We start from the raw sequence: 26085 nt of genomic DNA, 5'->3' as shown, positions 1-26085 counted from the left end.
CATCATATGTTATTGAGCGAAGCGCCGAAGCCACCGCCAGCACGCGCCACCCATGGCGCGACAGGTCTGACCGTAAGCCTCCGGCTCTCTCCAAACCAGAATTTTGGCTAACGATAGCAGTGCTTTTTCAGGGGCTAAAGCGGACATTGGTATAAGTCGGTGGAAAAAAGCCAACTTTAACGAGAACGTAACGAAAGCCGCGCTCAATCGTAAACCAGCTCCACCGATTGTTCGCCGACCAGGTATTTCAGCTCTAACAATAGCTCATCATCGGGCTGAACGCGCCAACTTTCCCCCAATTCGATACGAGTTTGCGCTTGATCGCTGCAATATTCAATCCACACCGGGCTGCCCTCGCAGCGGAACGGTCGCAGGGTATTGTCCAGTTTGTCCAGTAATCCGTTGCGCAACTGGGTGGATTTCAGTGCCAGCTTCAAGCCCCGACTGAACCGTTGCCGGGCCGTACCCACGTCCATGACCGAGCTGACCCGCATCTTCAACTGCCCCGAATAGTCATCGTGGCTGACCTGCCCTTCCACCACGATAACCTGGTCGGAGCCCAGCAGTTCGCGATTCTCCAGGAAGGTCTCCGAGAACAGGGTTGCCTCGATCCGGGCACTGCGGTCGTCCAGGGTGATGAAGCACATCGTGGAGCCGGTCTTGGTTTTCATGGTGCGCTGGGCCACGACCAGGCCGGCCACCCGCTGGGGCGACTTGTTGGGCTTGAGATCGGCAATGGACGAGCGGACAAAACGGCGCACTTCCCGCTCATACTCATCGAACGGATGGCCGGTGAGGTACAGGCCCAGAGTGTCCTTTTCCCCCTTGAGGCGCTCCTTCTCCGGCCACTCCCGCACGTGGGCCACATCGGCATAGAGGTCCTCGCCGTCGCCGCCGGTCAGCGCTTCGCCAAACATGTCCACCATGCCCACGGACTCGTTGCGGGACTGCTGGTTGGCCTGCTGCAATGCCTTGTCGATACTGGCCATCAACTGGGCCCGGCCAGGCCCCAGCTTGTCCATGGCGCCGGCCCGGATCATCGCCTCGATGGCGCGCTTGTTAACTTTCTTCGGATCCACCCGGTTGCAGAAATCGAACAGATCCTTGTAGGGGCCGCCTTCGGCACGACCTTCCACCACGCTCTGGATCGGGCCTTCCCCCAATCCCTTGATTGCCCCCAGGCCATAGACGATCTGGCCCTCGTCGTTGACGGTGAAGGTGTACTCGGAGGTGCTGACATCCGGCAGCACCAGATCCAGCTTCATGTTCCGGCACTCTTCGACCAGGGTCACCACCTTGTCGGTGTTCTGCATATCGGCGGTCAGTACCGCCGCCATGAACTCGGCGGGATAATGGGCCTTCAGCCACAGGGTCTGGTAGGACACCAGGGCGTAGGCGGCCGAGTGCGACTTGTTGAAGCCGTAGCCGGCGAATTTCTCCACCAGGTCGAAGATGTTCTCCGCCAGCACCTTGTCGATGCCATTGTTTTCACACCCGTCCAGGAAGATCGCCTTCTGCTTGGCCATTTCCTCGGGCTTCTTCTTACCCATGGCCCGCCGCAGCATGTCCGCCCCGCCGAGGGTGTAACCGGCCATCACCTGGGCGATCTGCATGACCTGCTCCTGGTACAGGATGACCCCGTAGGTGGGCTCCAGTACCGGCTGCAGGCCGTCGTACTGGTAATCCGGGTGCGGGTAGGACAAGGGCTGGCGACCGTGCTTCCGGTCGATAAAGTCATCCACCATGCCAGACTGCAAAGGCCCCGGACGGAACAGGGCCACCAGGGCGATCATGTCCTCCAGGGAGTCGGGCTGCAGGCGACGGATCAGATCCTTCATGCCGCGGGATTCGAGCTGAAACACCGCGGTGGTTTCCGCCCGCTTGAGCATCTCAAAGGAAGGCTTGTCATCCAGCGGGATGGCGTTGATGTCCAGCTCCCCTTCCCCGCGCCTGGCCCGGCGCGGGTTGATCATGTTCAGCGCCCACTTGATGATGGTCAGGGTCCGCAGCCCCAGGAAGTCGAACTTGACCAGCCCGGCGTCCTCCACGTCGCCCTTGTCGAATTGGGTGACCAGGCTGCCGCCCTCGTCATCACAGTACAGCGGCGAGAAGTCGGTGATCTTGGTGGGCGCGATCACCACGCCCCCGGCGTGTTTACCGGCGTTCCGGCACACCCCTTCGAGCTTGAGGGCCATCTCCCAGATTTCCTGGGCCTCTTCGTCCTGGTCCAGGAAGTCCTTGAGCTGCGGTTCCTCCTCGAGGGCCCGCTCGAGGGTCATGCCCGGTTCGAAGGGAATCAGCTTGGACAACTTGTCCGCCAGGCCGTAGGACTTGCCCTGCACCCGCGCCACGTCCCGCACCACCGCCTTGGCCGCCATGGTCCCGAAGGTGATGATCTGGGACACCGCCTCCCGGCCGTATTTCTCAGCGGTGTAATCAATCACCCGGTCGCGGCCTTCCATGCAGAAGTCGACGTCAAAGTCGGGCATGGACACCCGCTCCGGATTCAGGAACCGCTCGAACAGCAGGTCATACTCCAGCGGGTCGAGGTCGGTGATCAGCAGGGCATAGGCCACCAGGGAACCGGCACCGGACCCCCGACCCGGCCCCACCGGTACGCCGTTGTTCTTGGCCCACTTGATGAAGTCCATCACGATCAGGAAGTAGCCCGGAAACCCCATCTGGATGATGATGTCGAGCTCAAAGTTCAGCCGCTTGTAGTAGGCTTCGCGCTTGCTGTCATACTCCGGATCGTCTTTGCTGAGGATGCCTGCCAGGCGCGCCTCCAACCCTTCTTCCGACACGTGGCGGAAGTAGTCGTCCATGGTCATCCCTTCCGGGATCGGGTAGTTGGGCAGGAAGTACTCGCCCATCCGCACCTTCACCGAACAGCGGCGGGCGATCTCGACGGTGTTCTCTATGGCCTCGGGAATGTCCGAGAACAGCTCGATCATTTCCTCCGGGCTGCGCAGGTACTGCTGATCGCTGAAGCGTCGGTCCCGACGGGGATCGTCCAGGGTCCGGCTTTCGCCGATACAGACCCGGGCCTCGTGGGCCTCAAAGTCGTCGGCGGTCAGGAAGTGCACGTCGTTGGTGGCGACCACCGGGCAGTTCAGCTCACCGGCCAGTTCAACACTCAGATGCAGGCAATCCTCGTCGCCGACTCGACCGGTACGCTGCAACTCCAGGTAGTAGCCCCCCGGATACAGGTTCATCCAGTAGTCGGCACGCTCCCGGGCGAGCTCCGGTTTTCCCGCCAGCAGGGCCTTGCCGACATCCCCCATCTTGGCGCCGGACAGGGCAATCAGGCCCTCCGCCTTCTCCTCCAGCCACGCCCGTTGGATGATCGGTTTGCCATAGCGTTGCCCTTCGGTGTAGCCCCGGGAGATGATCTCGGTCAGGTGCAAATAGCCGGTCTGGTTCCGGGCCAACAGGGTGATCCGGAACGGCACTTCCGGGTCGTCCGGGTTGTCCAGCCACAGGTCGGCGCCGATGATGGGCTTGACGCCGGCGCCCACGGCCCCCTTGTAGAAACGGACCAGCGAACACAGGTTCGATTGTTCGGTAAGTCCCACCGCCGGCATACCCAGCTCGGCGACACGGCTGATCAACGGCTTTACCCGCACCAGGCCGTCCACCATGGAGTACTCGGAGTGAACACGAAGATGTACGAAGGTCTGAGGCAAGGTCTGATCCATCATCATAGGTATTGGTAAAAAAACCGGGGCGTTGCTAGCGACTCATCAGCTCGCGCAGCTGGGCCTCGGTCTGGGGGCCGAAGCGGGCTTCGAGCAGGTCACCCTCGGGCGTGACAACAAACGTTGCCGGCAGCGCCATGGGCAGCTGCCAGCCGAAATCCGGGCCCGGATCCCGGGTCAACAGGGTGAACTCGATCCCCATCCTCTCGCGCAGGTCGTTCAGGGCCGGCACCGACACCCCGTCGAAGTTGACCCCCAACACGGAAACGTCGGCGGCACGATCCAGCGCATTGAGCTCCGGAATCTCCTGCAGGCAGGGTTTGCACCACTCAGCCCAGTAGTTGACCAGCACCCACTCTCCGCGCAGTTGTTCCCAGACCACCGGCGTACCGCTCGCCGTTGGCAGCTCTGTCTGGCTGCACCCAGCCAGCAGCAGCGCCACAACCGCAATGGGGCGCCGGATCAGGGCGAACAGATGTAGGGTAACGGGGTACTGCAAAACCGGGCCTCCTGTTAGACTACCTGCCCAAAGCAATCCTCCCGACACCGGGAGCGTAAGATGGCTCAGGAAAGACAGAGAACCATGACAGAACCGACCCGAATTTTCCACAATCCGCGCTGTTCAAAATCCCGCCAGACCCTGGCCCTGCTCGAGGAAAACGGCGTCCAGCCGGAGATTATACGTTACCTGGATACGCCGCCAAGCGCCGAAGAGCTTTCCGACATCCTGCAGCTGCTCCATCTGGAACCGCGGGAACTGATGCGCACCAAGGAAAGCCTGTATAAGGAGCTTAACCTGGCAGACCCGGCCCTGGGACGGGACGCCCTGATCCAGGCCATGGTCGACAATCCCAAACTGATCGAACGCCCCATCGTGATCCGCAAGGGCAAGGCCGTGCTTGGCCGGCCGCCGGAGAACGTCCTGGACTTGCTGTAAGCCGCCAGCCGGAGCCTTGGTATGCCTTCATCACAGCCCTACGTGCTGGTGCTCTTCTACAGCCGGACCGGCCAGACTGCGGAAATGGCCAACCAGATTGGCCGCGGCATCGCCCGCTGCACCGGCATAGAAGCGCGGCTGCGTACCGTGCCGCCGGTGTCACCGGATACCGAATCAAGCCTGCCCGCGGTGCCCGACAACGGCGCCCCCTATGCCACCAAGGAGGACCTGGCGGGGTGCGCCGGCCTGGTGCTCGGCAGCCCCACAAGATTCGGCAACATGGCGGCCCCACTCAAGCACTTCCTCGACAACACCGGCGATCTCTGGCTCAGCGGCGCCCTCAGCGGCAAGCCGGCCGGCGCCTTCACCTCCACCGGCAGCCTGCACGGTGGCCAGGAGACCACCCTGCTGACCATGATGCTGCCGCTGCTCCACCATGGCATGGTGGTGTGCGGCGTGCCTTACTCGGAAAAGGCACTGAACGAGACCCGCGGCGGCGGTACGCCCTATGGCCCGTCCCATTGGGCTGGCAGCGACGAGCAGCAACCGCTGAGCGACCACGAAAAAACCATCTGCCAGAGCTTTGGCGAACGCCTGGCGACGCTGGCGCTCAAACTGGCCCCACAGGACTGAATCATGCTGCATACACCCAAGGCCCGCATCACCGCCCACCTGACGTTTGCGTTCTATCTGGCGGTAATCGTCGGATTGATCCTGACCACGTTCTACCCGGCCCCGATAGCAGGCGTCTCCATCCCCCTGATGCTGGGCGTCAAGCTGTTGCCACTGCTGCCGTTCGTGGTAGCGGTCTGGAAGGGCAGCAACCGGGCCTACATCTGGCTCAGCTTTATCGTGCTGTTCTACTTCACCCGTTATGTGGTCAGCGCCTGGCTGACGGAAGGCGCACTCGGGCCGCTGGCCCTCACAATTGCGACCTTCGGGCTGTTCACCACCGCCATGGTTCATCTCAAGGTGAACCGTCGGCAGCCCGCCGCGACTCCCGCCACCGAGTAAGGAACACGAGCCGATGGTCGACACCCGCCCCCCAATGCCGCACCACACCACCCTGACCCTGAGGGACATCTGCACCGCCCTGGTCAACAGCGGCGAGATCCCCCAGGAAGACGCGGAACGGGTGCTGACGGCCAACCTCGGCGCTGATCATCGCCACCGGCACCCGCTGGAACTGGTGGCGATGTCCGGCCTCAAGAGCCAGCGTACCGGCCGCAACCTGGGCCTGGAGCAGCTGACCCACTGGCTGGCCGACTGGAGCGGGCAGCCTTACTACCACATTGACCCCCTCAAGATCGATGCCCCCGCCATTGCCCGGGTGATGTCCTACGGTTTTGCCCAGCGGCACAACATCCTGGCGGTGGAGATCGGCCCGCAGCAGGTGGTGATCGCCAGCGCGGAACCGTTCAAGGACGAGTGGGAGGGTAACTTGCGCCATGCCCTGCAAAAGGACATCAAACGGGTGGTGGCCAACCCGGAGGATATCCGTCGGTTTACCGTCGAGTTCTACCAGCTCGCCAGCTCGGTCTCCAAGGCCAGCGGCGACCAGGGCAGTGGCACCGCGGGCATCCAGAACTTCGAGCAATTGCTGGACCTGGGCAGCAACGAGCATCCCGATGCCAACGATCAGCACGTGGTGAAGATTGTCGACTGGCTGCTGCAGTACGCCTTCGAGCAGCGGGCCAGCGACATTCACATCGAGCCCCGCCGCGGCGTCAGCCAGATTCGGTTCCGTATCGACGGTGTGCTCCACAATGTCTACGAGTTCCCCGACCAGGTGGGGGTGGCAGTCACCAGCCGCCTGAAGATTCTCGGCCGTCTTAACGTAGCCGAGAAACGTCGCCCCCAGGACGGCCGCATCAAGACCCGCAAGCCCGACAACAGCGAGATCGAGCTGCGCCTGGCCACCATGCCAACGGCATTCGGCGAAAAGATGGTGCTGCGGATCTTCGACCCAGAGGTGCTGCTGCAGTCCTTCGAGCAACTCGGCTTCTCCCGGGAGGACCGGGAACGCTGGCAGGACATCACCCATCGCCCCCACGGCATCGTACTGGTCACCGGTCCCACGGGCTCGGGCAAGACCACCACCCTGTACTCCACGCTGAAGCAGCTGGCTTCTTCCGAGGTCAACATCTGCACCATCGAAGATCCCATTGAGATGGTGGAGCCGGCCTTCAACCAGATGCAGGTGCAGGCCAACATCGACCTGACCTTCGCGGCCAGCGTCCGCGCCTTGCTGCGCCAGGACCCGGACATCATCATGATTGGCGAGATCCGGGACCTGGAGACCGCGGAAATGGCGGTACAAGCGGCCCTGACCGGCCATCTGGTGCTCTCTACCCTGCACACCAACGACGCCCCCAGTGCCATCACCCGGATGCTGGAACTGGGCATTCCCCCGTACCTGATTCGCGCCACGGTGCTGGGGGTGATGGCCCAGCGTCTGGTGCGCACCCTCTGCCCCCATTGCAAGGCCCCCCGGCCATTGGACGAGCAGGCCTGGCGCAGCTTGACCAAACCGTGGAAGGCCGCTGCCCCGGAACAGGTGTACCAGCCCACCGGTTGTCTGGAATGCCGCAACACCGGTTACCTGGGCAGGGCCGGCGTTTACGAGATCCTGCAGCTCGATAGCGAGCTGCGGGCGCAGATCACCGACCAGTGTGAACTGGAACAGCTGCGGCGGGATGCCTATCGGCGTGGTATGAAGTCGCTCAGGCTCAGCGGTGCCCAGAAGGTGGCTGCGGGCCAGACCACCATCGAGGAAATACTGCGGGTCACCCCGGAGAGTCAGCGCTGACCCCGCCGGTGGCGCGCTGCCGGTTCACCAATTAACCGGACGGGACACCCAGCCCGCACTGCGCCAGCAACCGCTGCCAGCTCTCGGTGTGCCGTTTCATCGCCGAGTCCAGGCGTCCCCACAGCCCCGCCGGATTCTCTATGACCAGATACTCCCGATACCAGTGCAGGAAGTTGGCCGGCATGGTGCCGGACTGGAGCTCGGCCATGCGCGCCAGCGGGGGAATCAGGTCATCCCGAACCTGGCGGACCTGGGCCAGGTAGGGCTGCACTTTCGCTGAGTAAACGTTGTACAGAACCCCTTCCATCCGTTTGGAGTGGATGTTGGGCTTGTTGTCCAGACACAGGGGCCGGCCATTCAGCCGGGTTTGCAGCAGCCGGGTGGCGTCCCCGAGCCGGGCGGTCAGCAGATGGGCGCTGAGGAACAGTTGCCCCGCCAGGTGCTGGGACTCCCAGCGCTGCTGGATTGGGCCAGCGTACTCCAGGGTCAGGGAATGATCGCCGGCAAACACCGCCGCCAGCATGTCGTTGAAGTGCTGCATATCCCCTGCCAGCACGCGTGCCTGGTCCGACGGCAGTTCCGTGGGAAGCGGCCCTTTCGAGAGGGTCAGCAGCGACTCGATTTCTTCGGTGCCCCAGGTGGCGTTCCACGCCGCGATGGGCAAGGCCTCCACCTTGCTGGCGATGGCCTGCTCGATACTGCGACGCAGAGCCGGCTGTTCGATTGCCGGGAGACAATCCCGCGCGGCGCGAATAAAGCGGAGTTCATAACGCAACCGGTTCAGTGGTTGCATCACCCGCCCCATCACCGAATTGCGTTCCCCCACCACATACTGCAGTTCACAGCCATACAGCGACAGGAAATCCAGCATGTCCATGTCCAGCGCCGGCATGGCCAGTCGCCGTTGCCGGCGCTGCGGCATCCGTTCGCCACTGGGCACTGGTTGCAGCTCCGGGGAGCGCTCCATCACCCGCCCTACCCGCTCGACATACTCATCCATCATGGAATCGGGTTGGGCGAACGGATCACACCCCGCCAGGATCAGGGCGATCACCACCAGGGAGGATCCGAACAGCAGGGGCCGAAGCTGTCCCATCGAGCACTCCATCAACGGCTGGTTACCACGGGCACTGATTGCTCAGGGAGTCGCCGAACAACTCCGAACCGCCTCGGCGCGCACTGAAAGCCAAAGAAGGCCCGGAGTTATTCAGAAACTCCTTAACAGTGTATCCACGTCCTCGAAGTTGCGCATAATTTTTCGTTCAGAATCCGGATGGCTGCCATCGCGAACCAGCCAGGCCGTCCGCATACCAGCAGCTTCGGCAGCCTCCAGTTCCGCTTCGACATCCGACAGGAACAAAACGGTTTCCGGCTCCACACCCAGTTCAGCCAGGATATTCCGGTAGGACTCACTCTCCCGCTTGGCCCCTACCCGGGTATCGAAGTAACCACTGAAGAAAGGCGTCAGATCGCCGGCCTCGCTGAAGCCGAAAATCAGCTTCTGCGCCTTGACCGAACCGGAGGAGTAGACGTACAGGCGCAGGCCACGGTCGTGCCAGCGCTTCAGGTACTGGGCGGCGTCCTCGTAAACGTGGCCCTTGAAGGCACCCTGTTCATAGCCCTGCTCCCACAACATACCCTGCAGGGCCTTGAGCGGGGTTTCCTTGCGATCCTCCTGAATCCAGCGCAGCAATACCTCGATCAGGCCGTCAACGTCGTCCGCCGGTATACCGGAGCGCTCGGCGACTGCATCCAGCTGCTCCCGGATCTCCAGGCTGTCGTCGTAGCCTTCCCGGATGAAGCGTTCGAGATGCTCGGCGGAATAGGGAAACAGCACCTGGTGCACGAAACTGATGGAGCTGGTGGTGCCTTCAATGTCGGTGAGAATAACCCGTATCATCAGGCCACTCCCGCCAGTTGCTCGTAACGGGGCACCGCCGAAGCAATGTCATTGCCGGTGAACTCGGCAACCCAGCCGTCCGGATTCGAGAACAGGCGGATACAGGTGAATTCCGGTTCCGGCCCCATATCGAACCAGTGACGGGTACCGTCGGGCACGCTGATCAGGTCATTCTTCTGGCACAGAACCGCATAGACCGCCTCCCCGAAATGCAGATAGAAAAGCCCCTGTCCTCGCACAAAGAACCGCACTTCATCCTCACTGTGGGTGTGCTCGTCGAGGAACTTCTGCCGGAAGGCCTCCTTCTGGGGGTTGTCCGGATTCAGGCTGACCACGTCCGCGGTCTGGAAGCCACACTCCGCTTTCAGGTTGGCGACCTCGGCCGCGTAGGCCTCCAGTATGTCCTCCTGGCTGGCGTCCGCCGGCAGGTCACGGGTCGGCCATTGCTCGAAGCGCACCCCCTGCTCCGCCAGCAGTCGCTGGATCTCGCCAGCGTCCTCGGTGACAGTCTGGGCAACGCCGGGGGCATTTTGGGAAAAAATACTCAGGGTAGTCATCGACTTACTCTCATGGTTTCCAGTTCACACTCAAACAGAAATTCAAACGCTTCCACATGGCGCAGGCAGTCGGCCATGGTCTCTCCCCAGGTGTACAGGCCATGGCCCCGAATCAGATAACCGGGCTGCTGCGGGTTATCCGCCAGCCACCGGCGTGTGTCCGCAGACAGTTGATCCATGTCCTGGGTATTGTCAAACACCGGGACCGTCAGGGTGGACTCATGGGTGTCACACCCCGGAAACGCCTTCTGCAACTCGTATCCGGACAGCACCAGGGGGTCACCGGCCGGCAACAGTCGACTGAGTACCGTGGCCTTCACCGAGTGGGTGTGCAGCACCGCCCCAACCTCGGGCAGCCGCTGGTACACCACGGTGTGCAGCAGGGTCTCGGCGGAGGAACGGCACTGGCTCTGCACCGCGCGGCCGTCGGTATCCACCACCATCACGTCGTCGGTGCGGAGCTGGCCCTTGTGCCGGCCGGAGACGGTGATGGCGATGTGGCGTTCATCGATACGGGCGGAATAGTTGCTGCTGGTGGCGGGCGACCAGCCCTGCCCATAGAGGAACCGCCCCGCCTCCACGATGGACTGGGCGGCGACGGCAAAACGGTTGACATCAAACTGGGAAGCGGCGATCAATGGAGGTCCCCTGACACTCGGATGGGAATGGATCCCGATATTATAGGGGGCTCCGGGGCGCCGGCAAAGACCGCCGGGCCCGGATCCCCCGGGTGCGCTGGGCCAGGATCGCAGTGCCTCAGGCCGGCCGGGCTGTCAGGGGCAGGCTGCGCTGGCGTTTGCCGGTGAGCGCAAACAAGGCGTTGCCGAGGGCCGGTATCACCGGCGGCACGCCGGGTTCACCAACGCCGGTGGGCGCCTCCTCACTCTCGACGATGGCAATGTCCACCACCGGCCGCTGCTGGGTGCGCAGCAGCTGGTAGTCGTGGAAATTGCTCTCCCGGACCGCGCCGTCTTCGAAGGTGATGTGGCCGTAAAGCGCGGCCGTGAGGCCGAAGATCACCCCGCTTTCGATCTGGTCCCGCACGATGTCCGGATTGACCACCTGGCCACAATCCACCGCACAGGCCACCCGGTGCACGCGAATCTCGCCATTGTCGACACTAGCCTCCACCACCTGGGCAACGTAGGTGCCAAAACTGCGGTGCAGGGCGATGCCCCGTGCCCGCCCCGATGGCAGCGGCTGCCCCCAGTCCCCCAGCTCGGCGGCCCGCTCCAGCACCGCCAGGTGGCGAGGCTCGTGCTGGATCAGGTCACGCCGGAAACCGTAGGGATCCTGGCCCAGTTGGTGGGCGATCTCGTCCATGAAGGTTTCCACGGCGAAGGCGTTGTGAGAATGACCCACCGACCGCCACCAGGTAACCGGTACCCCAGGATCGGCGTGGGTATGGCGAACTTCGACGTTGTCCACCCGATAGGGATAGTCGACGGCCCCTTCAATGGCGGACATGTCCTTGGGGGTGATGATCCCTTCCGCGGCCAGGCCCACGCTGCCGAGGGTGCCATAGAGGAATTTTGGCGCCCAGGGATACTGGGCCGGCGCCGCATTGCGAACGTACCAGTCCAGAATTTGAGGCCCGACCAGCTGGTGCTGCCAGCCGGTGACCCGACCGTCCGCCAGGCTCGCCTTCAGGCGATGCAGCATGGCCGGTCGGTAGAGGTCGTGACGGGTATCGTCTTCCCGGGACCAGATCAGCTTCACCGGCCGGCGAACCCGGTAGGCAATGGCCGCCGCCTCTTCGATGAAGTCCTGGGTCAGGCGCCGGCCAAAGCCGCCGCCGAGAAAGGTGGTGTGAATGGTCACCTCGTCCGGTGACAGGTCGGTTACCCGGGCCGCCGCAATCCGGCCCAGATCCGGGGCCTGGGTCGGCGCCCAGACTTCCATGCCACGGTCATGGTAGACGGCCGTCGCATTCATCGGTTCCAGGGTGGCGTGGGCCAGGTAAGGCTGCTCGTAGCTGGCTTCGATGACCCGGTCGGCCGACTCGATCGCCCTCGCCACATCGCCATCGCCTCGTTCCTCTTCCCCTGCATCATCGTCGGCCGCCTGGCGGTAGAAGTCCATTACCGATTCGCTCGACACGTTCAGGGCGTCGGCGTTGTCCCACTGCACCGCAACCGTCTCCAGGGCCTTGCGTGCCCGCCAGTACTTGTCGGCGACCACCGCCACGCCCCGTTCTATGGCGAAGACGTCGATGACCCCGGGCATGGCCTTCGCCTCCCTCGCATCGAAGCTGTCCACCCGGGCGCCATAGCGGGGTGGTCGGGTCACCACCCCGTAGACCATACCCGGCAGTTCCACGTCGATGCCGTATTCGGCAGTGCCGGTCACCTTGGCCCGGCTGTCCAGGCGGCCTCGGCCCTTACCGATATAGCGCCACTGGTCCGGGGACTTGAGCGGCGGTTCATCGGGCGCCGACTCCCCGGCAGCCAGCTCCACCAGCTGGCCATAGGTGAGCGAATCCTCACCGTTGGGGTGCCATATCCGGCCATCCCGGGCGCGACAGTCCTCTGCCGGCACCTGCCACACCCGCGCCGCGGCCTTGATCAATACGATCCTGGCCGAGGCCCCGGCCACCCTCAGCGGCTGCCAGCTGGTCGCCAGGCTGGTGCTGCCGCCGGTGAGCTGCAGTTTGTACAAGGGGTTGCGGTACTCCCTGGCCACCGGCGCAAAACGGGGCTGGATTGCTGCGGGGGCAACCTCCAACTCCTCGGCAATCAAGGTGGTCAGGCCACTGTAGGTCCCTTGCCCCATCTCGACGCGGGCAAGGGTGAAATAAATCTGGTTGTCCCGGCCAATCTCCAACCAGGCGTCGGGACGCCAGCTGCCACTGTCCTCCTGATATCCGGTCCGGATGCCGGAACACCCCGCCAGATTCAGGGACAACAGCAAGCCACCGGAGCTGGCAACGGATACCTTGAGGAAGTCGCGTCGATTCATGCCCATGTCACGCTCCCTCCGCCGCATCGGCCACTGATTTGACGGCCGCGACGATGTTCGAGTACGTCCCGCACCGGCAAAGATTGCCACTCAGGGCGGCGTTGATCTCATCGTCGCTTGGGGTCGGGTTGTAGGAGAGCAGGTGCGCGGCGGTCATCAACTGACCGGACTGGCAATAGCCGCACTGGGGAACCCCATGGTCAATCCAGGCCTGCTGCAGCCGATGCAGGGTATCACCATCGGACAGTCCTTCGATGGTCGTGATCGATTGACCATCCGCGACGCTCACCGGCGTGGAGCAGGAACGGACCGGGTTGCCGTTCAAGTGGACGGTGCAGGCACCGCACAAGGCGCGACCGCAGCCAAACTTGGTGCCTTTGAGTCCAATTTCATCGCGGATGACCCACAGCAATGGGGTGTCGTCTTCAATCTCAACCGTATGCTGATTGCCATTTACCGTCAGGGTTATAGCCACCGTGCTCTCTCCTGTTTGTTGTTATGGGGGGCCAATGGTGGAGTAGTATGGCATAAGAAAAAACGAGCGTTACTTGATCACGTCCTCGCCCTCGCCATTGCGCCAGATGGTGCGCTCGCCGTTATCCAGTCTGCCGTTGCTGTTCCAGACTTCACGGTTCTGGGTTGAATTGTCGAGGACACCGTTATCGTCCCAGATGACACGATCCTTGCATCCGGCCATTGCCGAAAGCACACACAGGGTCAACGCGAGTTTCTTCACTTGCTGAGCTCCAACTTACCAATGGAAATGAATGGGGTGGACGACTATCACCGGCGACCAGCGGTTATCGACTGCCATGCCGCTCCCGGTTCGCCTGTTTCTGCCGCTCGCCCTTGCGGATCATCACATAGACAGCCCCGGTGCCACCATGATGCTTCTGGGCCGAATGGAAGGCCAGTACGTCATCCAGCTCGGGCAACCATTTGGCGAGATAGCTCTTCAGTTGGGCAATACCGTCGGGGTTCCGCTCTCCCTTGCCGTGCAGGATGATCACCGAACGCAAGCCGTAGCGAGCGCAATCCTGAACAAACCCGTACACCTCACGCCGGGCTTCCTCGACGGTCATGCGGTGCAGGTCCAGGCGCGCCTCGATGGGGTACTGTCCCAAACGCAGCTTCTTGAACACGCCGTGTTGAATACCGGGACGCTGCCAGCTCAGGATGTCGTGGGCGGTGAGTGGATCGACCACGTCCGCCGTCAAAGGATTGCGATCCAGAGCCGGCTTGGCCAGGGCCGCCCGTTGGCGCTCAAGATGCCCGGGGGTCAGTTCCCGCGGCTTTTTCACATCGGCGCGATTGGACCGGCGAATACGGCGAACACCTTCCATTTCCTCCAGGAAGCTGAGCCGTTCTTCTTTCGTGGTCATACCAATAACCGTAAACAGCCTGTTTCAGTCGCACTTTACCACCGGTTCCCAAGGCTATAAAGCAGCCCCGGGGAGACTCGAGAATACGACCAAAGCCCAAACCACGCCCGGTAGGCCGCTGGTCTACACTGACAACCAATTCAGTAACAACCCCGGACATCAACATGGCCAACATCCCGGACCGTGAGCGGCCCCAGAATACCCGTGCAATCATGGGGTTTCTGCGCGAGCATGCCCCGTTTTCCAGCATGGACGATGCCCACCTCGCCCATTTCGCCGAACACGCCGCCCTGCAATTCTACGCCGACAACGAGGTGGTCATCTCGCCAGACGATGGCGTGGCAAAGCGCTTCTACGTGGTGAAGCAGGGGCGGGTCAGGGGGGAGCGCATCAATGACCGCAACGGAGAGGCGGAAACCACCTTCGAGATCAGCCAGGGCGAATGTTTCCCCCTCGCTGCGCTGATTGGCGAGCGCCCGACCCGGACCCTGCACCGCGCCAGCGGTGACACCTTCTGCCTGATCCTGGAGCACGACGCCTTCGTTACCCTGTTCGCCGACAGTGATACCTTTCGGGATTTCTGCCTGCGCGGCGTGAGCAGCCTGCTGGACCAGGTGAATCAGCGCATTCAGTCGGGGGCCATGGCATCCATCGGACACGGCAGTTCCCTGGACACGCCGCTGGAGCGGTACGCGCTGCGCAACCCGATCGTCTGCTCGCCGGATACCCCCATTCGCAAGGCGGTGGCTCGCATGCACGACAACAGTGTTGGCAGTATCATCGTCACTGATGATCACCGCCATCCGGTGGGCATCTTCACCCTGCGGGACCTGCGCACGGTGGTGGCGGAGAGCAGTGCGTCCCTGGACGCCCCCGTGGGCCAGGTGATGACGCCCAACCCCTGCTGTCTGCCGGTCACCGCCGACGCTTTCGAGGCGGCCATGCTGATGGCGGAGCACCACTTCGCCCACCTGTGCGTGAAAGACGCGGACGACCAACTGATCGGTGTGGTCTCCGAGCGGGACCTGTTCTCCCTCCAGCGGGTGGATCTGGTTCACCTGGCACGGACCATCGGCACCGCAACCCACCTGCGAACCCTGGTGAGCCTGCGCAGCGAGGTGTCGCGACTGGTGGACTCCATGCTCGCCCATGGCGCCGATTCGGGCCAGGTCGTGAAATTCATCACCACCCTGAATGACGTCACGGTGCGGCGCGTACTGGAACTCAACCTGCACCACCACGACCCGGGCATTCCCTTCACCTGGCTGACGTTTGGCAGTGAGGGACGACGGGAACAGACGCTGTTGACCGACCAGGACAACGGCATCCTGTTCCAGATCCCCGACGGCATGACCGAAGACCAGGTGCGCGAGCGCCTGCTGCCCTTTGCGGAAACGGTCAACCACGAACTGGCCGAGTGTGGGTTCACCTGGTGCAAAGGCAACATCATGGCCAGCAACCCGAAGCTGTGCCTGACCGGTGATGAGTGGGACGACTGGTTCCTGCGGTTCATCGAGGCGTCCACGCCCCAGAACCTGGTGTACTCGTCGATCTTCCTGGACATGCGGGCGGTATTCGGCCCCACGGAACCGTTGGACCGGTTGCTGGACCGGGTTCTGGGGCGGATTCGCGCCAACGCCCTGTTCCAGAAAATGCTGGCGGAGAACGCCCTGAACCGGCGGCCGCCGCTCAACCTGTTCCGGGGCTTCCGTTATGCCCCGGACGGCAAACCCCATACCCTGGACCTGAAACGCCAGGGCCTGTCGCCGTTTGTGGAATCGGTACGGGTGTTTGCGCTGGCCCATGGGGTTGAAACCGCCAATACCCTGGAGCGGATGGATTGTCTGGCGGATAAAGGCGTTTTTGACCGCAAGGACGCCAATGCCTGGAAGGAGGCCTACAGCCTGATCCAGGCCATCCGGATGCGGGCGCACCAGGAGCAACTCCAGCAAGACCGAGCACTGTCCAACTACATCGACCCGGACGACCTCAACCCGCTGGACCGGCGCATCCTGCGGGAGTCTTTCCGCCAGGCCCAGCGGCTGCAGCAAAAGCTCGAAATCACCTACCAGCTGTGAGGGGGCCATGAATCGGCAACACGGTTTTCCCAACTCCCGCCACCGGCGCGGAGCCGACCATGCTTGACCGCGTTCGGGCCTGGCTGGATCGGACTCTGGTGGGCCGCACCGAACACCACGATCTGAAACACCTACCGGCCCCCAAGACGCCGGCGGGGCAGCATCTGGCGGACTTGAGGCTGATCGTGCTTGATCTCGAAACCACGGGCCTGAATCCGGCCAGGGACGAGGTGATCGCCATCGGTGCGGTCGCCATCGACCGACACCAGATTCCGCTGAACGACCAGTTCGACCTGATCCTGCGAAGGCCGGAGCTGGACATCAGCGAAACAGTCCTGATCCACGGCATCGGCCCCGAAGCACTCACCAAGGGGCATGAGACGGAGGAAGCGCTGCTGCACCTGTTGGAGTGGATGAACGGCGACCCGATCCTTGCCTACCACGCCGCCTTCGACAAGAAGTTCCTGGAGAAGGCCCTGCGCCAGCACCTGGGTTACGGCCAGTCCCATACCTGGCTGGATGTGGCGGAACTGATGCCGGCGCTGTATCCGGATGCCAAGCCCGGAGGCAAGGGCCTGGACAACTGGGCAGAACTGTTTGGCCTGGCCTGCAGCGCCCGCCACCACGCCGCTGCCGACGCCCTGCTCACCGCCGAGCTGACCCTCATCGCCCTGAATCGGGCCCATAAGACCGGCATTAACACGTTGTCGGAACTTACCGGTAAACTTCGTGACGTTCGCCGCCTGAACTCTCTAAAACGACTCTAACTACCTTCCACCATGGAAGTTTTCCGTTCCGTGCTTTTAGACCTTTTGCCAATATCCAATTCCCCATTGACGAGTACAGTCGAATAGGACAGCAGTCGGAGAAGCACACAACGACAAAGCTCTCTGCACAAAATTTTGGCTCTTCTCGAATAACACGTACCTACAACAACAAATAGGAGTGCTGTTATGTCTGGTCATAGCTACGATTCTGAAAACTACTGGAAAGCGAACCTGCGATTAATCGTCGGCAGCCTGATTGTCTGGGCGCTGGTGTCGTACGGCTTCGCCATACTGTTGCGACCGATGCTTGCCGGTATCCACCTCGGTGGCACCGACCTCGGTTTCTGGTTTGCCCAGCAGGGCTCAATCCTTACCTTCATTGCGCTGATCTTCCACTACGCCTGGCGTATGAACAAGATCGATGAAAAATTCGGCGTGCATGAGGAGTAAGCCCAATGAGCCAATTTGCCGTTAACCTGATTTTCGTCGGGGGATCCTTCCTCCTCTACATCCTGATTGCCATCTGGGCCAAGGCCGGTAGCACCAAGGATTTCTATGTCGCCGGTGGTGGCGTCCACCCGATCACCAATGGTATGGCCATCGGTGCGGACTGGATGTCGGCCGCGTCGTTCATTTCCATGGCGGGCCTGATTGCCGCCGGCGGATACGCCAACTCCACCTTCCTGATGGGCTGGACCGGCGGTTACGTGCTGCTGGCGATGCTGCTGGCGCCCTACCTGCGTAAATTCGGCAAATTCACCGTACCGGAGTTCATCGGTGACCGTTTCTACAGCAAGAGCGCACGACTGGTGGCGGTCGTTTGCCTGATCGTGGCTTCGGTGACCTACGTCATCGGTCAGATGGCGGGGGCCGGTGTGGCCTTCTCCCGCTTCCTGGAAGTCGATGCCACCATGGGTCTGATCATCGCCGCCATCGTGGTCTTCGTGTACGCGGTGCTCGGTGGCATGAAGGGCATCACTTACACCCAGGTGGCCCAGTACTGCGTGTTGATCATCGCCTACACCATTCCGGCAATCTTCATCTCGCTGCAGCTGACCGGCAATCCGGTACCCCCGCTGGGCCTGTTCTCCACCCATGCCGACTCTGGAGTCCCGCTGCTGGAAAAGTTGAACCAGGTCATCACGGAGCTGGGCTTTAACTCCTACACGGACGACGTGGACAACAAGTTGAACATGGTGCTGTTCACCCTGTCCCTGATGATCGGTACCGCCGGTCTGCCCCACGTCATCATTCGCTTCTTCACGGTGCCGAAGGTGGCCGATGCACGCTGGTCCGCCGGTTGGGCACTGGTGTTCATCGCCCTGCTCTACCTGACCGCACCGGCGGTGGCTTCCATGGCCCGCCTCAATCTGATGACCACCATCTACCCGGATGGCACCGCGGCGGCCCCCATCGAATACGACGAGCGCCCAAACTGGGTGCGCGAATGGGAAGTCACCGGTCTGATTCAGTACGAGGACAAGAACAACGATGGCCGCATCCAGCTTTACAACGATACCGAGGCGTTCCAGGCGGAAGCCGAGTCACGGGGCTGGAATGGCAATGAGCTGGTGGTGAACCGGGATATCCTGGTGCTGGCCAATCCGGAAATTGCCAACCTGCCCAGTTGGGTCATCGGGTTGATCGCCGCCGGCGGTCTGGCGGCGGCGCTCTCCACCGCGGCCGGGTTGTTACTGGCAATATCGTCGGCGGTGAGCCACGACCTGATCAAAGGGGCGATCAACCCCAACATCACGGATAAGGGGGAACTGTTGGCCGCGCGGATTTCGATGGCGGTGGCCATTGTGGTCGCCACCTACCTCGGGGCCAACCCGCCCGGGTTTGCGGCACAGGTGGTCGCGCTGGCCTTTGGTATCGCGGCGGCCTCCCTGTTCCCGGCACTGATGATGGGAATCTTCTCCAAGCGGGTGAACAACACTGGCGCCATCACCGGCATGCTGGCCGGCCTCGGTTTCACGCTGGTCTACATCTTCGTGTACAAGGGCTGGCTGTTTATTCCGGGCACCAACAACCTGGAGGACATTCCGGCCAACTGGGTGCTGGGTATCTCCCCGCTGTCCATCGGTGCGGTGGGCGCCCTGATCAACTTCGTGGTGGCCTTCGGTGTCTCTTCCGTCACCGAGCAGCCGCCCGAGGAGATCCAGGAATTGGTGGAAAGCGTTCGTTACCCCCGCGGGGCTGGCAGCGCCGCCGACCACTGAGCAATAATGCTGAGCCGATACAGAGTTTGATCTGTTAAGGTAGACTCGAAACGGGCTTCCTCTTTCTGAGGAGGCCCGTTTTTGTTAAGGAAATTGCTATGTTCTGGACTTTTATTGCCACGGTGTTCTGCGGACTGGGTGCGGCGGGCATCGCTTTGGGGATTCGTGCGCTGAGCCGCAAGAAAGCACCGAGGTGGATCATACCGGTGTTTGGCGGACTGGGGATGCTGGGCTACCTGATCTATGGGGAATACACCTGGTTTGAACACAAGGTTTCCCAGTTACCGCCGGAAGCCATTGTGGTTGGCAAGGAGGAGAAGCAAGTGCCCTGGCGCCCCTGGACCTACCTCATGCCCCAGGTGATGAGTTTTACCGTGCTGGATAGCGACAGCATCGAATCCACCAGCAACGACCGCAATGTGCACATGTTTTACCTTTACCGTTTCGAACAGTCCTATACTGATGCGGTATCGAAACAGGTTCACTTGCTGAACTGCTCCACCCAGGAACTGGTGCCTCTCAATGAGGATGGCACCCCACAGGTGGATCAGTTACGCAGTCTGGCGGACAGCAATCGCCTGTTCATCGCTGCCTGTTATTGAGGAGTTGTCCAGGGATTCCCCCGACCCCGGCCCCCAATTGGCGGAGCGACGATTCCGCGGGGCCGGCCTGATTTCATTTCGAAGGGTAACGATTTCGCCACTATGCTCAGCGGCTGGCTGTTAGTTCTCATTTCCATCGCCTACATCTCCCTGTTGTTTGCCATCGCCTGGGCCGGTGACCGACACCCGGCGTTGTACCGTAAACGCATTGCCAGAACCCACATCTACGCCCTCTCCCTGGCGGTGTACTTCACGTCCTGGACGTTTTACGGTGCGGTAGGGCGAGCGACCCAGGAAGGCATTGGCTTCTTCCCCATTTACCTTGGCCCCCTGCTGGTGTTCCTGTTTGGTGCGCCGCTGCTCCGTCGCATCATTTACATCAGCAAACGAAACAACAGTACCTCCATCGCCGATTTCATCGCTTCCCGGTACGGCAAATCCCAGTCGCTGGCGGCGCTGATTGCCATCGTGGCACTGGTCGGCAGCGTCCCCTACATCTCGCTTCAGTTGAAGGCGATTGCCATGGGCTTCAATATCCTGGCAAATACCGAGGTGGCCCACAGTGCGCCCTATCAACCTGCCTGGACCGACTCGGCCTGGTACATCACACTGGTGCTGGCCATCTTTACCGTGCTGTTCGGTACCCGACACCTGGAGTCCACCGAGCACCACCGGGGCATGATTCAGGCAGTGGCGTTTGAGTCGGTGATCAAGCTGGTTGCCTTCGTCGCCGTGGGACTGTTCGTTGGCTACGGCCTCTACAGCGGCTACGGCGAGCTGTTCGAGGCGGCCCGTGCCGCCGACTTGATCACGACCCTCACCACCGGGGAGTTCAACGCCACCGCGTTCATTACCCAGACCCTGATCGGGATGCTCGCAATTGTCTGCCTGCCCCGGCAGTTCCACGTGATGGTGGTGGAGAACACCGATCACCGGGACTTCGAGGTGGCCCGCTGGGCCATGCCCGCCTACCTGGTGATTGCCAGCGCCTTCGTGATCCCCATTGCGGCCGCCGGCATGCTCCTGCCTGGCGGCCAGGAGTTGAATCCAGACACCCTGATTCTCAGCCTGCCCATCCTGGCCGGAGAACACTGGCTCGCCATTCTGGTCTTCCTCGGCGGCGGCTCTGCGGCGGCGGCCATGGTAATTGTGTGCTCGGTGGCCATTGCCACCATGATCAGCAATGAGATCGTGATGCCGGCCCTGCTTCGGTTCTTCCGGCCCCGCATGAATCGCCGCGACGATCTCAGCCGCTTGCTGCTCAGCATCCGCCGGGTGGCGATCTTTGTCGTGCTGTTTACCGCCTACGGCTTCTATCGCCTGGCCAGCGAACAATACAGCCTGACCGCCTTTGGATTGCTGTCTTTCGTGGCCGCCGCCCAGTTCGGCCCCGCGCTGGTGGGGGGCATCCTATGGCGCCAGGGCAATCATACCGGTGCCTTCTGGGGACTGGTGGCCGGATTCCTGATGTGGATCTATACCATGCTGATTCCGGCCCTGGCCTCCACCGGTTGGCTCAACGACACCCTGGTTCAGCAAGGGCTCTGGGGGCTGACCTGGACCCGGCCGACCGCCCTGCTGGGAATGGAGCTGGACAGTGTGAGTCATGGCATCGTCTGGAGCCTGGGGATCAATACCCTGACTTATGTGGCGCTGTCACTGCTGACCCGGCAGCGGGTGCGGGAAAAAATCCAGATTGCCTCGTTTTTCCACGACCCCCAGCCGCGGGCTGAAACGCCCCAGCAACAGGCCTGGGAGGGAGAGGTACTGACCGCCGATCTTCACGCCTTGGCTGACCGGTTTATGGGCGAGGAGCGGGCCGAGGCGCTGTTCCGCAATTACGAACGCCGTAATGCGATTCGGCTGTCGCCCCAGCGGCCGGCCTCCTCCCACCTGATGAAATACATCGAACGCCAATTGGCATCCGTGATTGGCGCCTCCACCGCCAGGGTTGTGCTGGAGTCCACCCTCACCGGTCGCGACATGCAGATCGAGGATGTGGTCAGCATTGTCGACGAGGCCTCCCAGGCGATGGCCTTCAGCCGGGAGCTGCTGCAGTCCGCGATCGAAAACATCAGTCTCGGGGTATCGGTGGTCAATCACCAGCAGCAGTTGGTGGTATGGAATCACCACTACCTGGAACTGTTCTCCTACCCGAGGGGATTTGTCCGAGTCGGTCGGCCCATCGAAGACATGATGCGGTTCAACCTGACCAGTTCGAACCTGCCGGCGCGAAAGATCGATGAAATCATCCAGAAACGCTGTGAAAGCATGCGCAAGGGGGAGCGGGTATCCTATGAGCGTCACCGCCCGGATGGCACGGTGATCAAGATCGATGGCAGTCCGATTCCTGGCGGTGGTTATGTCACCACTTTCCAGGACATCACCGCCATGCGCCGCACCGAGCGGGCCCTGAAAGAAACCAACATTTACCTGGAACAGCGGGTCAAGGAGCGGACCCAGGAGCTCCAGGTGATCAACGAACAGATGTTGAAGGCCAAATCCACAGCGGAGCAGGCAAACCAGAGTAAAACCCGTTTCCTGGCTTCCGCCAGCCACGACCTGCTGCAGCCCTTGAACGCCGCACGCCTGTTCACCTCGGCGCTGTCGGGTAAGGCCCACGATCCGGAAACCGCCGAACTGGTCGAGCACATTGACAGTTCCCTGGGCGCTGCGGAGGAGATCATCAGTACCCTGCTGGATATCTCGAAACTGGACGCCGGCGCCCTGGAACCGAAGATCAGCCGATTCCCCATCGACGACATGTTACGCAACCTGGCCACGGAATTCTCGGCCATTGCCGAGGACCAGGGGCTCAAGTTGGATGTGGTCAAGAGTTCGGCCTGGGTGACCTCGGACGCCAAATTACTGCGTCGGGTTGTTCAAAACCTGCTGTCCAATGCCATTCGATACACACCGAGCGGTCGAATCCTCCTGGGCTGCCGCCGACTGAAGGGCTATTTGCGGATCGAGGTCTGGGATACCGGGCCCGGCATTCCAAAGGACCAGTTAGCCCACATCTTCGAGGAGTTCAAGCGCCTTCAACATGGCCAGGACAAGAAGGGACTCGGCCTTGGGCTGGCCATCGTCGACCGTATCAGCGGCATGCTCAATCATCCTGTGCACGTCCACTCGGTGCAGGGCCGGGGCAGCGTGTTTAGCATCACCGTCCCCATGGCCGCGGCCAAAGCGGTAAGACAGACTCAGCCGGACCCCAAACGGGCCTCCCGCAGCGTCTCCAACTTGCAGGATCTGCATGTACTGTGTATCGATAATGATGCCAAGATTCTTCAGGGCATGCAGGCACTGCTGACCAACTGGCAGTGCCGGGTGACTGCGGCGGGAAGCCTTGACGAGGCGCTTGCTAAACTGGACGGAGAGGAACCAGACATCATCCTTGCCGACTACCAACTCGATGACGACAAGAACGGACTCGATGCCATGGACGCCATCCGCCGAACGGCAAGCCCCGACCTGCCCGGCATTCTGATCACCGGCTATCTAGGCGCAGAGGTCAAGGAAGAGGCCTTGCAGCGAGGCTATCAGGTACTGTACAAGCCGGTTAAACCCGCAGCCTTGCGAGCCCTGGTCAACAAATTACTGAAACAAAGACGATCCTAATGGAAACCTCCACACACAACGGTCACCAGAACCTGTTCAAGAAACTGCGTTACCTGATCGTCGACGACTTCGACAGCTTTCGCCTGTCCATGCGTCAAATGCTCAGGACCTTCGGTGCCGAGCACATCGAAATTGCCGCCAGTGGCGGCGCGGCGATTCAGCGCTGCACCTACGAGCACTTCGATGTGGTGCTGTGCGATTACAACCTTGGCGAGGGCAAGAACGGCCAGCATATCCTGGAAGAACTCCGACATAAGAAACTACTCAAACGGACGTCGCTGTTTCTCATGGTCACCGCCGAAACCTCGAAGGAAATGGTGATGGGGGCGAGGGAGTATCAACCGGATGCCTACCTGACTAAACCGATCAATCGGGCGATGCTGGAAAAACGGCTCGGCAGCCTGGTGGAGCAGCGCCGGGCCCTGTTGCCGATCAACCGTGCCATCGACTTGGAGAACTATCCGGAGGCGATTGCACTGTGTGTCCAGGCGCTGCCCAAACAGCCCAAGTACAAGACCTGGCTATTGAAGACACTGGCGGACCTGTACCAGCAGGTAGGCGACTTCAGCCATGCCCGCAAGATCTACGAGGAGGTCCTCTCCCAGCGAGACCTGTCCTGGGCCCGACTGGGCAAAGGCAAGGTATTGCTGGCCGAACGGCAGTTCGATGAGGCGATTGCCACCCTGAAGGCGCTGATAACGGACCATCCGGATTACATCGAAGGCTACGACCTGCTGGCTGAGGCCCAGTTTCAGCAGGGTAAGCTGTCCCAGGCACAAAATACCCTGCAAAAGGCCACCGAGCTTTCCCCCCATGCCCTGTTGCGCCAGAAACATCTGGCCGAGATCGCCCAGTCTAACCAGGACATCGAATCAGCCTCGGATGCCTGGCGTAAAACCGTCCAGCTGGGGGCTCACTCCATTCACGACAGTGCTGACCACTACCTCGAACTAGGGCGCAGCCTGTGCGACCTGAGCGAGGGCGACAACAGCGAGGCCGGTAAGAAGCACGCTGACGAGGCCTTGTCCATGCTCGGTAAAATGGAAAAGCGTTTTGCCGAGACACCGGAGATTACCATCCGCAGCCGACTGGTTCAGTCTCGCGTCAACCTGGGACAGGGCAAGACCGCCGAGGCGGAAAAATGCCTGCAATCGGTTGCAGCGGACCTGGAAGATCCCATCAGCCTGTCTGCGGACACCGGCATCGAGTACGCCAAGACCCTGTTCCGATTGGGCCGTGCCGGGGAAGCCAAACACCTTCTCGCCAGGCTCGCCGAGAAACACGAGCAAGACAATGAGGTGCTCCAGCAGATCGAGAACCTGTTGGACGAACCGGTGAGCTATCGTCAGAAATTGCAGGCACGGGACTGCAATCGAACCGGCATCAAGGCGTTCGAGGGTGGCAATCTGAGCGAGGCAGCCGATGCTTTCAGGCAGGCCTTGACCATTGTGCCGTCCCACGCCGCGCTGAACCTGAACCTGGTTCAGGTGCTCATGCGCATGCACGCCGACCAGCCGGATCCAAGCATCCTTCGAGACTGTGAAACCCACCTGAAAGCACTGGCAGAACTCCCTGAACAGCATCGCCAACACCGGCGTTACCTGGCTCTGAAGAAGAAACTGGAGGCCCTGAAGCATGCCTGATTCCCAGCCAACGCAGCAAGACCACCACCAGCCCGACGGCGGCGAACACCCCATTGATTTTTCCATGGTGCTCGCCTCGGCGGTCCATGATATGAAGAACTCCCTGGGCATGCTTCTGAACTCGCTCGACGATCTACGCACTTCCCACGGCGAAACCTTATCGGAATCCAGAAGCTTCAATACGCTGCAATACGAAGCGGAACGGGTTCACAGCGACCTTATCCAGCTGCTGGGAATCTACCGACTGGGCGAGCAGACCCTATCGGCACACATCGAGGAACATTTCGTACCGGATTTTCTCAGTCAGCAACTGGCCAGGCACCAGCCACTGCTGTCCGGTCATAATATCGACTACGATATCGATGCCGATGCCCTGAATGGTTTTTTTGACGACGATCTACTGACCGGCGTATTGAACAACACCATCAACAACGCCATACGCTACAGTCACAAACGACTGAGATTAACGGCCAGAGAAGAAGACGGCTATCTGGTCATTGGCGTCGAAGACGATGGCGAGGGTTATCCCGCACACATGCACAAACACGGCCCAATCAGCTTCAAATCGCTGGATTTCAACACCGGCAGCACCAGCCTGGGCCTGTTTTTTGCCGCATCGGTTGCCCAACTTCACAAAAACGGCGAGCGGCAGGGATATATTCGGGTGCATAACGGCGGAGCGTTACAAGGTGGGGTATTTGAGATTTGGTTGCCTTAGGCAACGTGATGGTAGCGTTTGGGGAGTAGGCCGGCAGCGCCAGTGCTGAGCGCTGGGACGATGACCCGGAGCGGACCGGGGACGGTCCGCGCGTGCTCCCCTGCCGAAGCGGTGCTTCGGCTGCCCAGCGGGCACCGGGTCGCACACTCCCGTAGGTCCCTTTTTGTTGGGCTAATAAAAAACCCCAGCACCG

The 26085-nt window shown here is 61.5% G+C and carries 22 protein-coding genes; 12 read left to right on the top strand and 10 right to left on the bottom strand.

The genetic code is table 11. The annotated features are described in order from the left end of the window. Positions 1-203: 203 nt before the first annotated feature. Together dnaE and R3175_RS16505 are read right to left on the bottom strand one after the other, a co-directional pair. Complete coding sequence (gene dnaE / locus R3175_RS16510; RefSeq protein WP_413231788.1) at positions 204-3698, bottom strand: DNA polymerase III subunit alpha; 3495 nt, start codon at positions 3696-3698, stop codon at positions 204-206. Between the two features lie 34 nt (positions 3699-3732). After that, complete coding sequence (locus tag R3175_RS16505) at positions 3733-4197, bottom strand: TlpA disulfide reductase family protein (protein ID WP_318945431.1); 465 nt, start codon at positions 4195-4197, stop codon at positions 3733-3735. 84 nt (positions 4198-4281) lie between these two features. On the opposite strand from R3175_RS16505, the gene arsC reads away from it, so the two are divergent. From arsC to R3175_RS16485, 4 genes are read left to right on the top strand one after another with little or no spacing between them, the layout of a single operon-like run. Next, positions 4282-4635: an arsenate reductase (glutaredoxin) gene (arsC, locus tag R3175_RS16500; protein WP_318945430.1), complete on the top strand. Its 354-nt coding sequence runs from the start codon at positions 4282-4284 to the stop codon at positions 4633-4635. Between the two features lie 21 nt (positions 4636-4656). Next, positions 4657-5268 carry an NAD(P)H:quinone oxidoreductase gene (wrbA, locus tag R3175_RS16495; RefSeq protein WP_318945429.1) on the top strand — a complete coding sequence of 204 codons (612 nt, stop codon included), beginning with the start codon at positions 4657-4659 and terminating at the stop codon, positions 5266-5268. A 3-nt stretch (positions 5269-5271) separates the two neighbouring features. Continuing rightward, positions 5272-5649, top strand: a complete 378-nt coding sequence (locus R3175_RS16490; protein ID WP_318945428.1) for a DUF2069 domain-containing protein — start codon at positions 5272-5274, stop codon at positions 5647-5649. A gap of 13 nt (positions 5650-5662) precedes the next feature. After that, a complete protein-coding gene (locus tag R3175_RS16485) occupies positions 5663-7444 on the top strand; it encodes a GspE/PulE family protein (protein ID WP_318945427.1) in 1782 nt (593 codons plus the stop codon). 31 nt (positions 7445-7475) lie between these two features. Here the strand turns inward: R3175_RS16485 and R3175_RS16480 are convergent, their stop codons facing one another. From R3175_RS16480 to smrA, 8 genes are all read right to left on the bottom strand, one after another. Further along, a complete protein-coding gene (locus R3175_RS16480; protein WP_318945426.1) occupies positions 7476-8540 on the bottom strand; it encodes a DUF3080 family protein in 1065 nt (354 codons plus the stop codon). 111 nt (positions 8541-8651) lie between these two features. Beyond that, entirely contained in the window at positions 8652-9344 is a 693-nt protein-coding gene (mtnC, locus tag R3175_RS16475) for an acireductone synthase (protein WP_318945425.1), read from the bottom strand. Next, positions 9344-9901: a cupin gene (locus R3175_RS16470; RefSeq protein ID WP_318945424.1), complete on the bottom strand. Its 558-nt coding sequence runs from the start codon at positions 9899-9901 to the stop codon at positions 9344-9346. Before R3175_RS16470 ends, mtnC begins: the two co-directional genes overlap by 1 nt. Next, a complete protein-coding gene (locus R3175_RS16465; protein ID WP_318945423.1) occupies positions 9898-10539 on the bottom strand; it encodes a methylthioribulose 1-phosphate dehydratase in 642 nt (213 codons plus the stop codon). The genes R3175_RS16470 and R3175_RS16465 overlap by 4 nt, the downstream gene beginning before the upstream one ends. Before the next feature lie 118 nt (positions 10540-10657). Continuing rightward, on the bottom strand, positions 10658-12865 hold the full coding sequence (locus R3175_RS16460; protein WP_318945422.1) for a xanthine dehydrogenase family protein molybdopterin-binding subunit: 2208 nt from the start codon (positions 12863-12865) through the stop codon (positions 10658-10660). Between the two features lies 1 nt (position 12866). After that, a complete protein-coding gene (locus R3175_RS16455) occupies positions 12867-13334 on the bottom strand; it encodes a (2Fe-2S)-binding protein (RefSeq protein WP_318945421.1) in 468 nt (155 codons plus the stop codon). Positions 13335-13403: 69 nt separating this feature from the next. Further along, positions 13404-13595 carry a hypothetical protein gene (locus R3175_RS16450; RefSeq protein WP_318945420.1) on the bottom strand — a complete coding sequence of 64 codons (192 nt, stop codon included), beginning with the start codon at positions 13593-13595 and terminating at the stop codon, positions 13404-13406. Between the two features lie 64 nt (positions 13596-13659). After that, complete coding sequence (smrA, locus tag R3175_RS16445; RefSeq protein ID WP_318945419.1) at positions 13660-14241, bottom strand: DNA endonuclease SmrA; 582 nt, start codon at positions 14239-14241, stop codon at positions 13660-13662. A gap of 164 nt (positions 14242-14405) precedes the next feature. Here smrA and R3175_RS16440 point away from each other — a divergent pair, with 164 nt between their 5' ends. The 8 genes from R3175_RS16440 (at position 14406) to R3175_RS16405 (ending at position 25892) form a co-directional block, all read left to right on the top strand. Further along, a complete protein-coding gene (locus tag R3175_RS16440) occupies positions 14406-16319 on the top strand; it encodes a putative nucleotidyltransferase substrate binding domain-containing protein (RefSeq protein ID WP_318945418.1) in 1914 nt (637 codons plus the stop codon). A gap of 59 nt (positions 16320-16378) precedes the next feature. Further along, a complete protein-coding gene (locus tag R3175_RS16435; protein WP_318945417.1) occupies positions 16379-17086 on the top strand; it encodes a 3'-5' exonuclease in 708 nt (235 codons plus the stop codon). A 186-nt stretch (positions 17087-17272) separates the two neighbouring features. Next, the gene (locus R3175_RS16430) at positions 17273-17536 is read left to right on the top strand and encodes a DUF4212 domain-containing protein (protein WP_318945416.1); all 264 of its coding nucleotides are present in this window, start codon (positions 17273-17275) and stop codon (positions 17534-17536) included. A gap of 5 nt (positions 17537-17541) precedes the next feature. After that, entirely contained in the window at positions 17542-19308 is a 1767-nt protein-coding gene (locus R3175_RS16425; protein WP_318945415.1) for a sodium:solute symporter family protein, read from the top strand. 98 nt (positions 19309-19406) lie between these two features. Then, complete coding sequence (locus R3175_RS16420) at positions 19407-19910, top strand: hypothetical protein (protein ID WP_318945414.1); 504 nt, start codon at positions 19407-19409, stop codon at positions 19908-19910. Between the two features lie 102 nt (positions 19911-20012). Further along, a complete protein-coding gene (locus tag R3175_RS16415) occupies positions 20013-23531 on the top strand; it encodes a PAS domain-containing hybrid sensor histidine kinase/response regulator (protein WP_318945413.1) in 3519 nt (1172 codons plus the stop codon). Further along, entirely contained in the window at positions 23531-25174 is a 1644-nt protein-coding gene (locus tag R3175_RS16410; protein WP_318945412.1) for a tetratricopeptide repeat protein, read from the top strand. Before R3175_RS16415 ends, R3175_RS16410 begins: the two co-directional genes overlap by 1 nt. Next, positions 25167-25892, top strand: a complete 726-nt coding sequence (locus tag R3175_RS16405; RefSeq protein ID WP_318945411.1) for a HAMP domain-containing sensor histidine kinase — start codon at positions 25167-25169, stop codon at positions 25890-25892. Before R3175_RS16410 ends, R3175_RS16405 begins: the two co-directional genes overlap by 8 nt. Positions 25893-26085 lie beyond the last annotated feature (193 nt).

This window comes from Marinobacter sp., from assembly GCF_033722735.1.
GTDB lineage: Bacteria > Pseudomonadota > Gammaproteobacteria > Pseudomonadales > Oleiphilaceae > Marinobacter.
This window is presented reverse-complemented; position numbering and strand designations above follow the sequence as displayed.

What these genes read in the sequence shown, in the direction of transcription:
- wrbA (WP_318945429.1), top strand. Translation starts at nt 4,657, where the DNA reads ATGCCTTCATCACAGCCCTACGTGCTGGTGCTCTTCTACAGCCGGACC.
- R3175_RS16460 (WP_318945422.1), bottom strand. Translation starts at nt 12,865, where the DNA reads ATGGGCATGAATCGACGCGACTTCCTCAAGGTATCCGTTGCCAGCTCC.
- R3175_RS16425 (WP_318945415.1), top strand. Translation starts at nt 17,542, where the DNA reads ATGAGCCAATTTGCCGTTAACCTGATTTTCGTCGGGGGATCCTTCCTC.
- R3175_RS16490 (WP_318945428.1), top strand. Translation starts at nt 5,272, where the DNA reads ATGCTGCATACACCCAAGGCCCGCATCACCGCCCACCTGACGTTTGCG.
- R3175_RS16430 (WP_318945416.1), top strand. Translation starts at nt 17,273, where the DNA reads ATGTCTGGTCATAGCTACGATTCTGAAAACTACTGGAAAGCGAACCTG.
- R3175_RS16485 (WP_318945427.1), top strand. Translation starts at nt 5,663, where the DNA reads ATGGTCGACACCCGCCCCCCAATGCCGCACCACACCACCCTGACCCTG.
- R3175_RS16420 (WP_318945414.1), top strand. Translation starts at nt 19,407, where the DNA reads ATGTTCTGGACTTTTATTGCCACGGTGTTCTGCGGACTGGGTGCGGCG.
- R3175_RS16440 (WP_318945418.1), top strand. Translation starts at nt 14,406, where the DNA reads ATGGCCAACATCCCGGACCGTGAGCGGCCCCAGAATACCCGTGCAATC.
- arsC (WP_318945430.1), top strand. Translation starts at nt 4,282, where the DNA reads ATGACAGAACCGACCCGAATTTTCCACAATCCGCGCTGTTCAAAATCC.
- R3175_RS16410 (WP_318945412.1), top strand. Translation starts at nt 23,531, where the DNA reads ATGGAAACCTCCACACACAACGGTCACCAGAACCTGTTCAAGAAACTG.
- mtnC (WP_318945425.1), bottom strand. Translation starts at nt 9,344, where the DNA reads ATGATACGGGTTATTCTCACCGACATTGAAGGCACCACCAGCTCCATC.
- R3175_RS16415 (WP_318945413.1), top strand. Translation starts at nt 20,013, where the DNA reads ATGCTCAGCGGCTGGCTGTTAGTTCTCATTTCCATCGCCTACATCTCC.
- dnaE (WP_413231788.1), bottom strand. Translation starts at nt 3,698, where the DNA reads ATGGATCAGACCTTGCCTCAGACCTTCGTACATCTTCGTGTTCACTCC.
- smrA (WP_318945419.1), bottom strand. Translation starts at nt 14,241, where the DNA reads ATGACCACGAAAGAAGAACGGCTCAGCTTCCTGGAGGAAATGGAAGGT.
- R3175_RS16470 (WP_318945424.1), bottom strand. Translation starts at nt 9,901, where the DNA reads ATGACTACCCTGAGTATTTTTTCCCAAAATGCCCCCGGCGTTGCCCAG.
- R3175_RS16480 (WP_318945426.1), bottom strand. Translation starts at nt 8,540, where the DNA reads ATGGGACAGCTTCGGCCCCTGCTGTTCGGATCCTCCCTGGTGGTGATC.
- R3175_RS16435 (WP_318945417.1), top strand. Translation starts at nt 16,379, where the DNA reads ATGCTTGACCGCGTTCGGGCCTGGCTGGATCGGACTCTGGTGGGCCGC.
- R3175_RS16405 (WP_318945411.1), top strand. Translation starts at nt 25,167, where the DNA reads ATGCCTGATTCCCAGCCAACGCAGCAAGACCACCACCAGCCCGACGGC.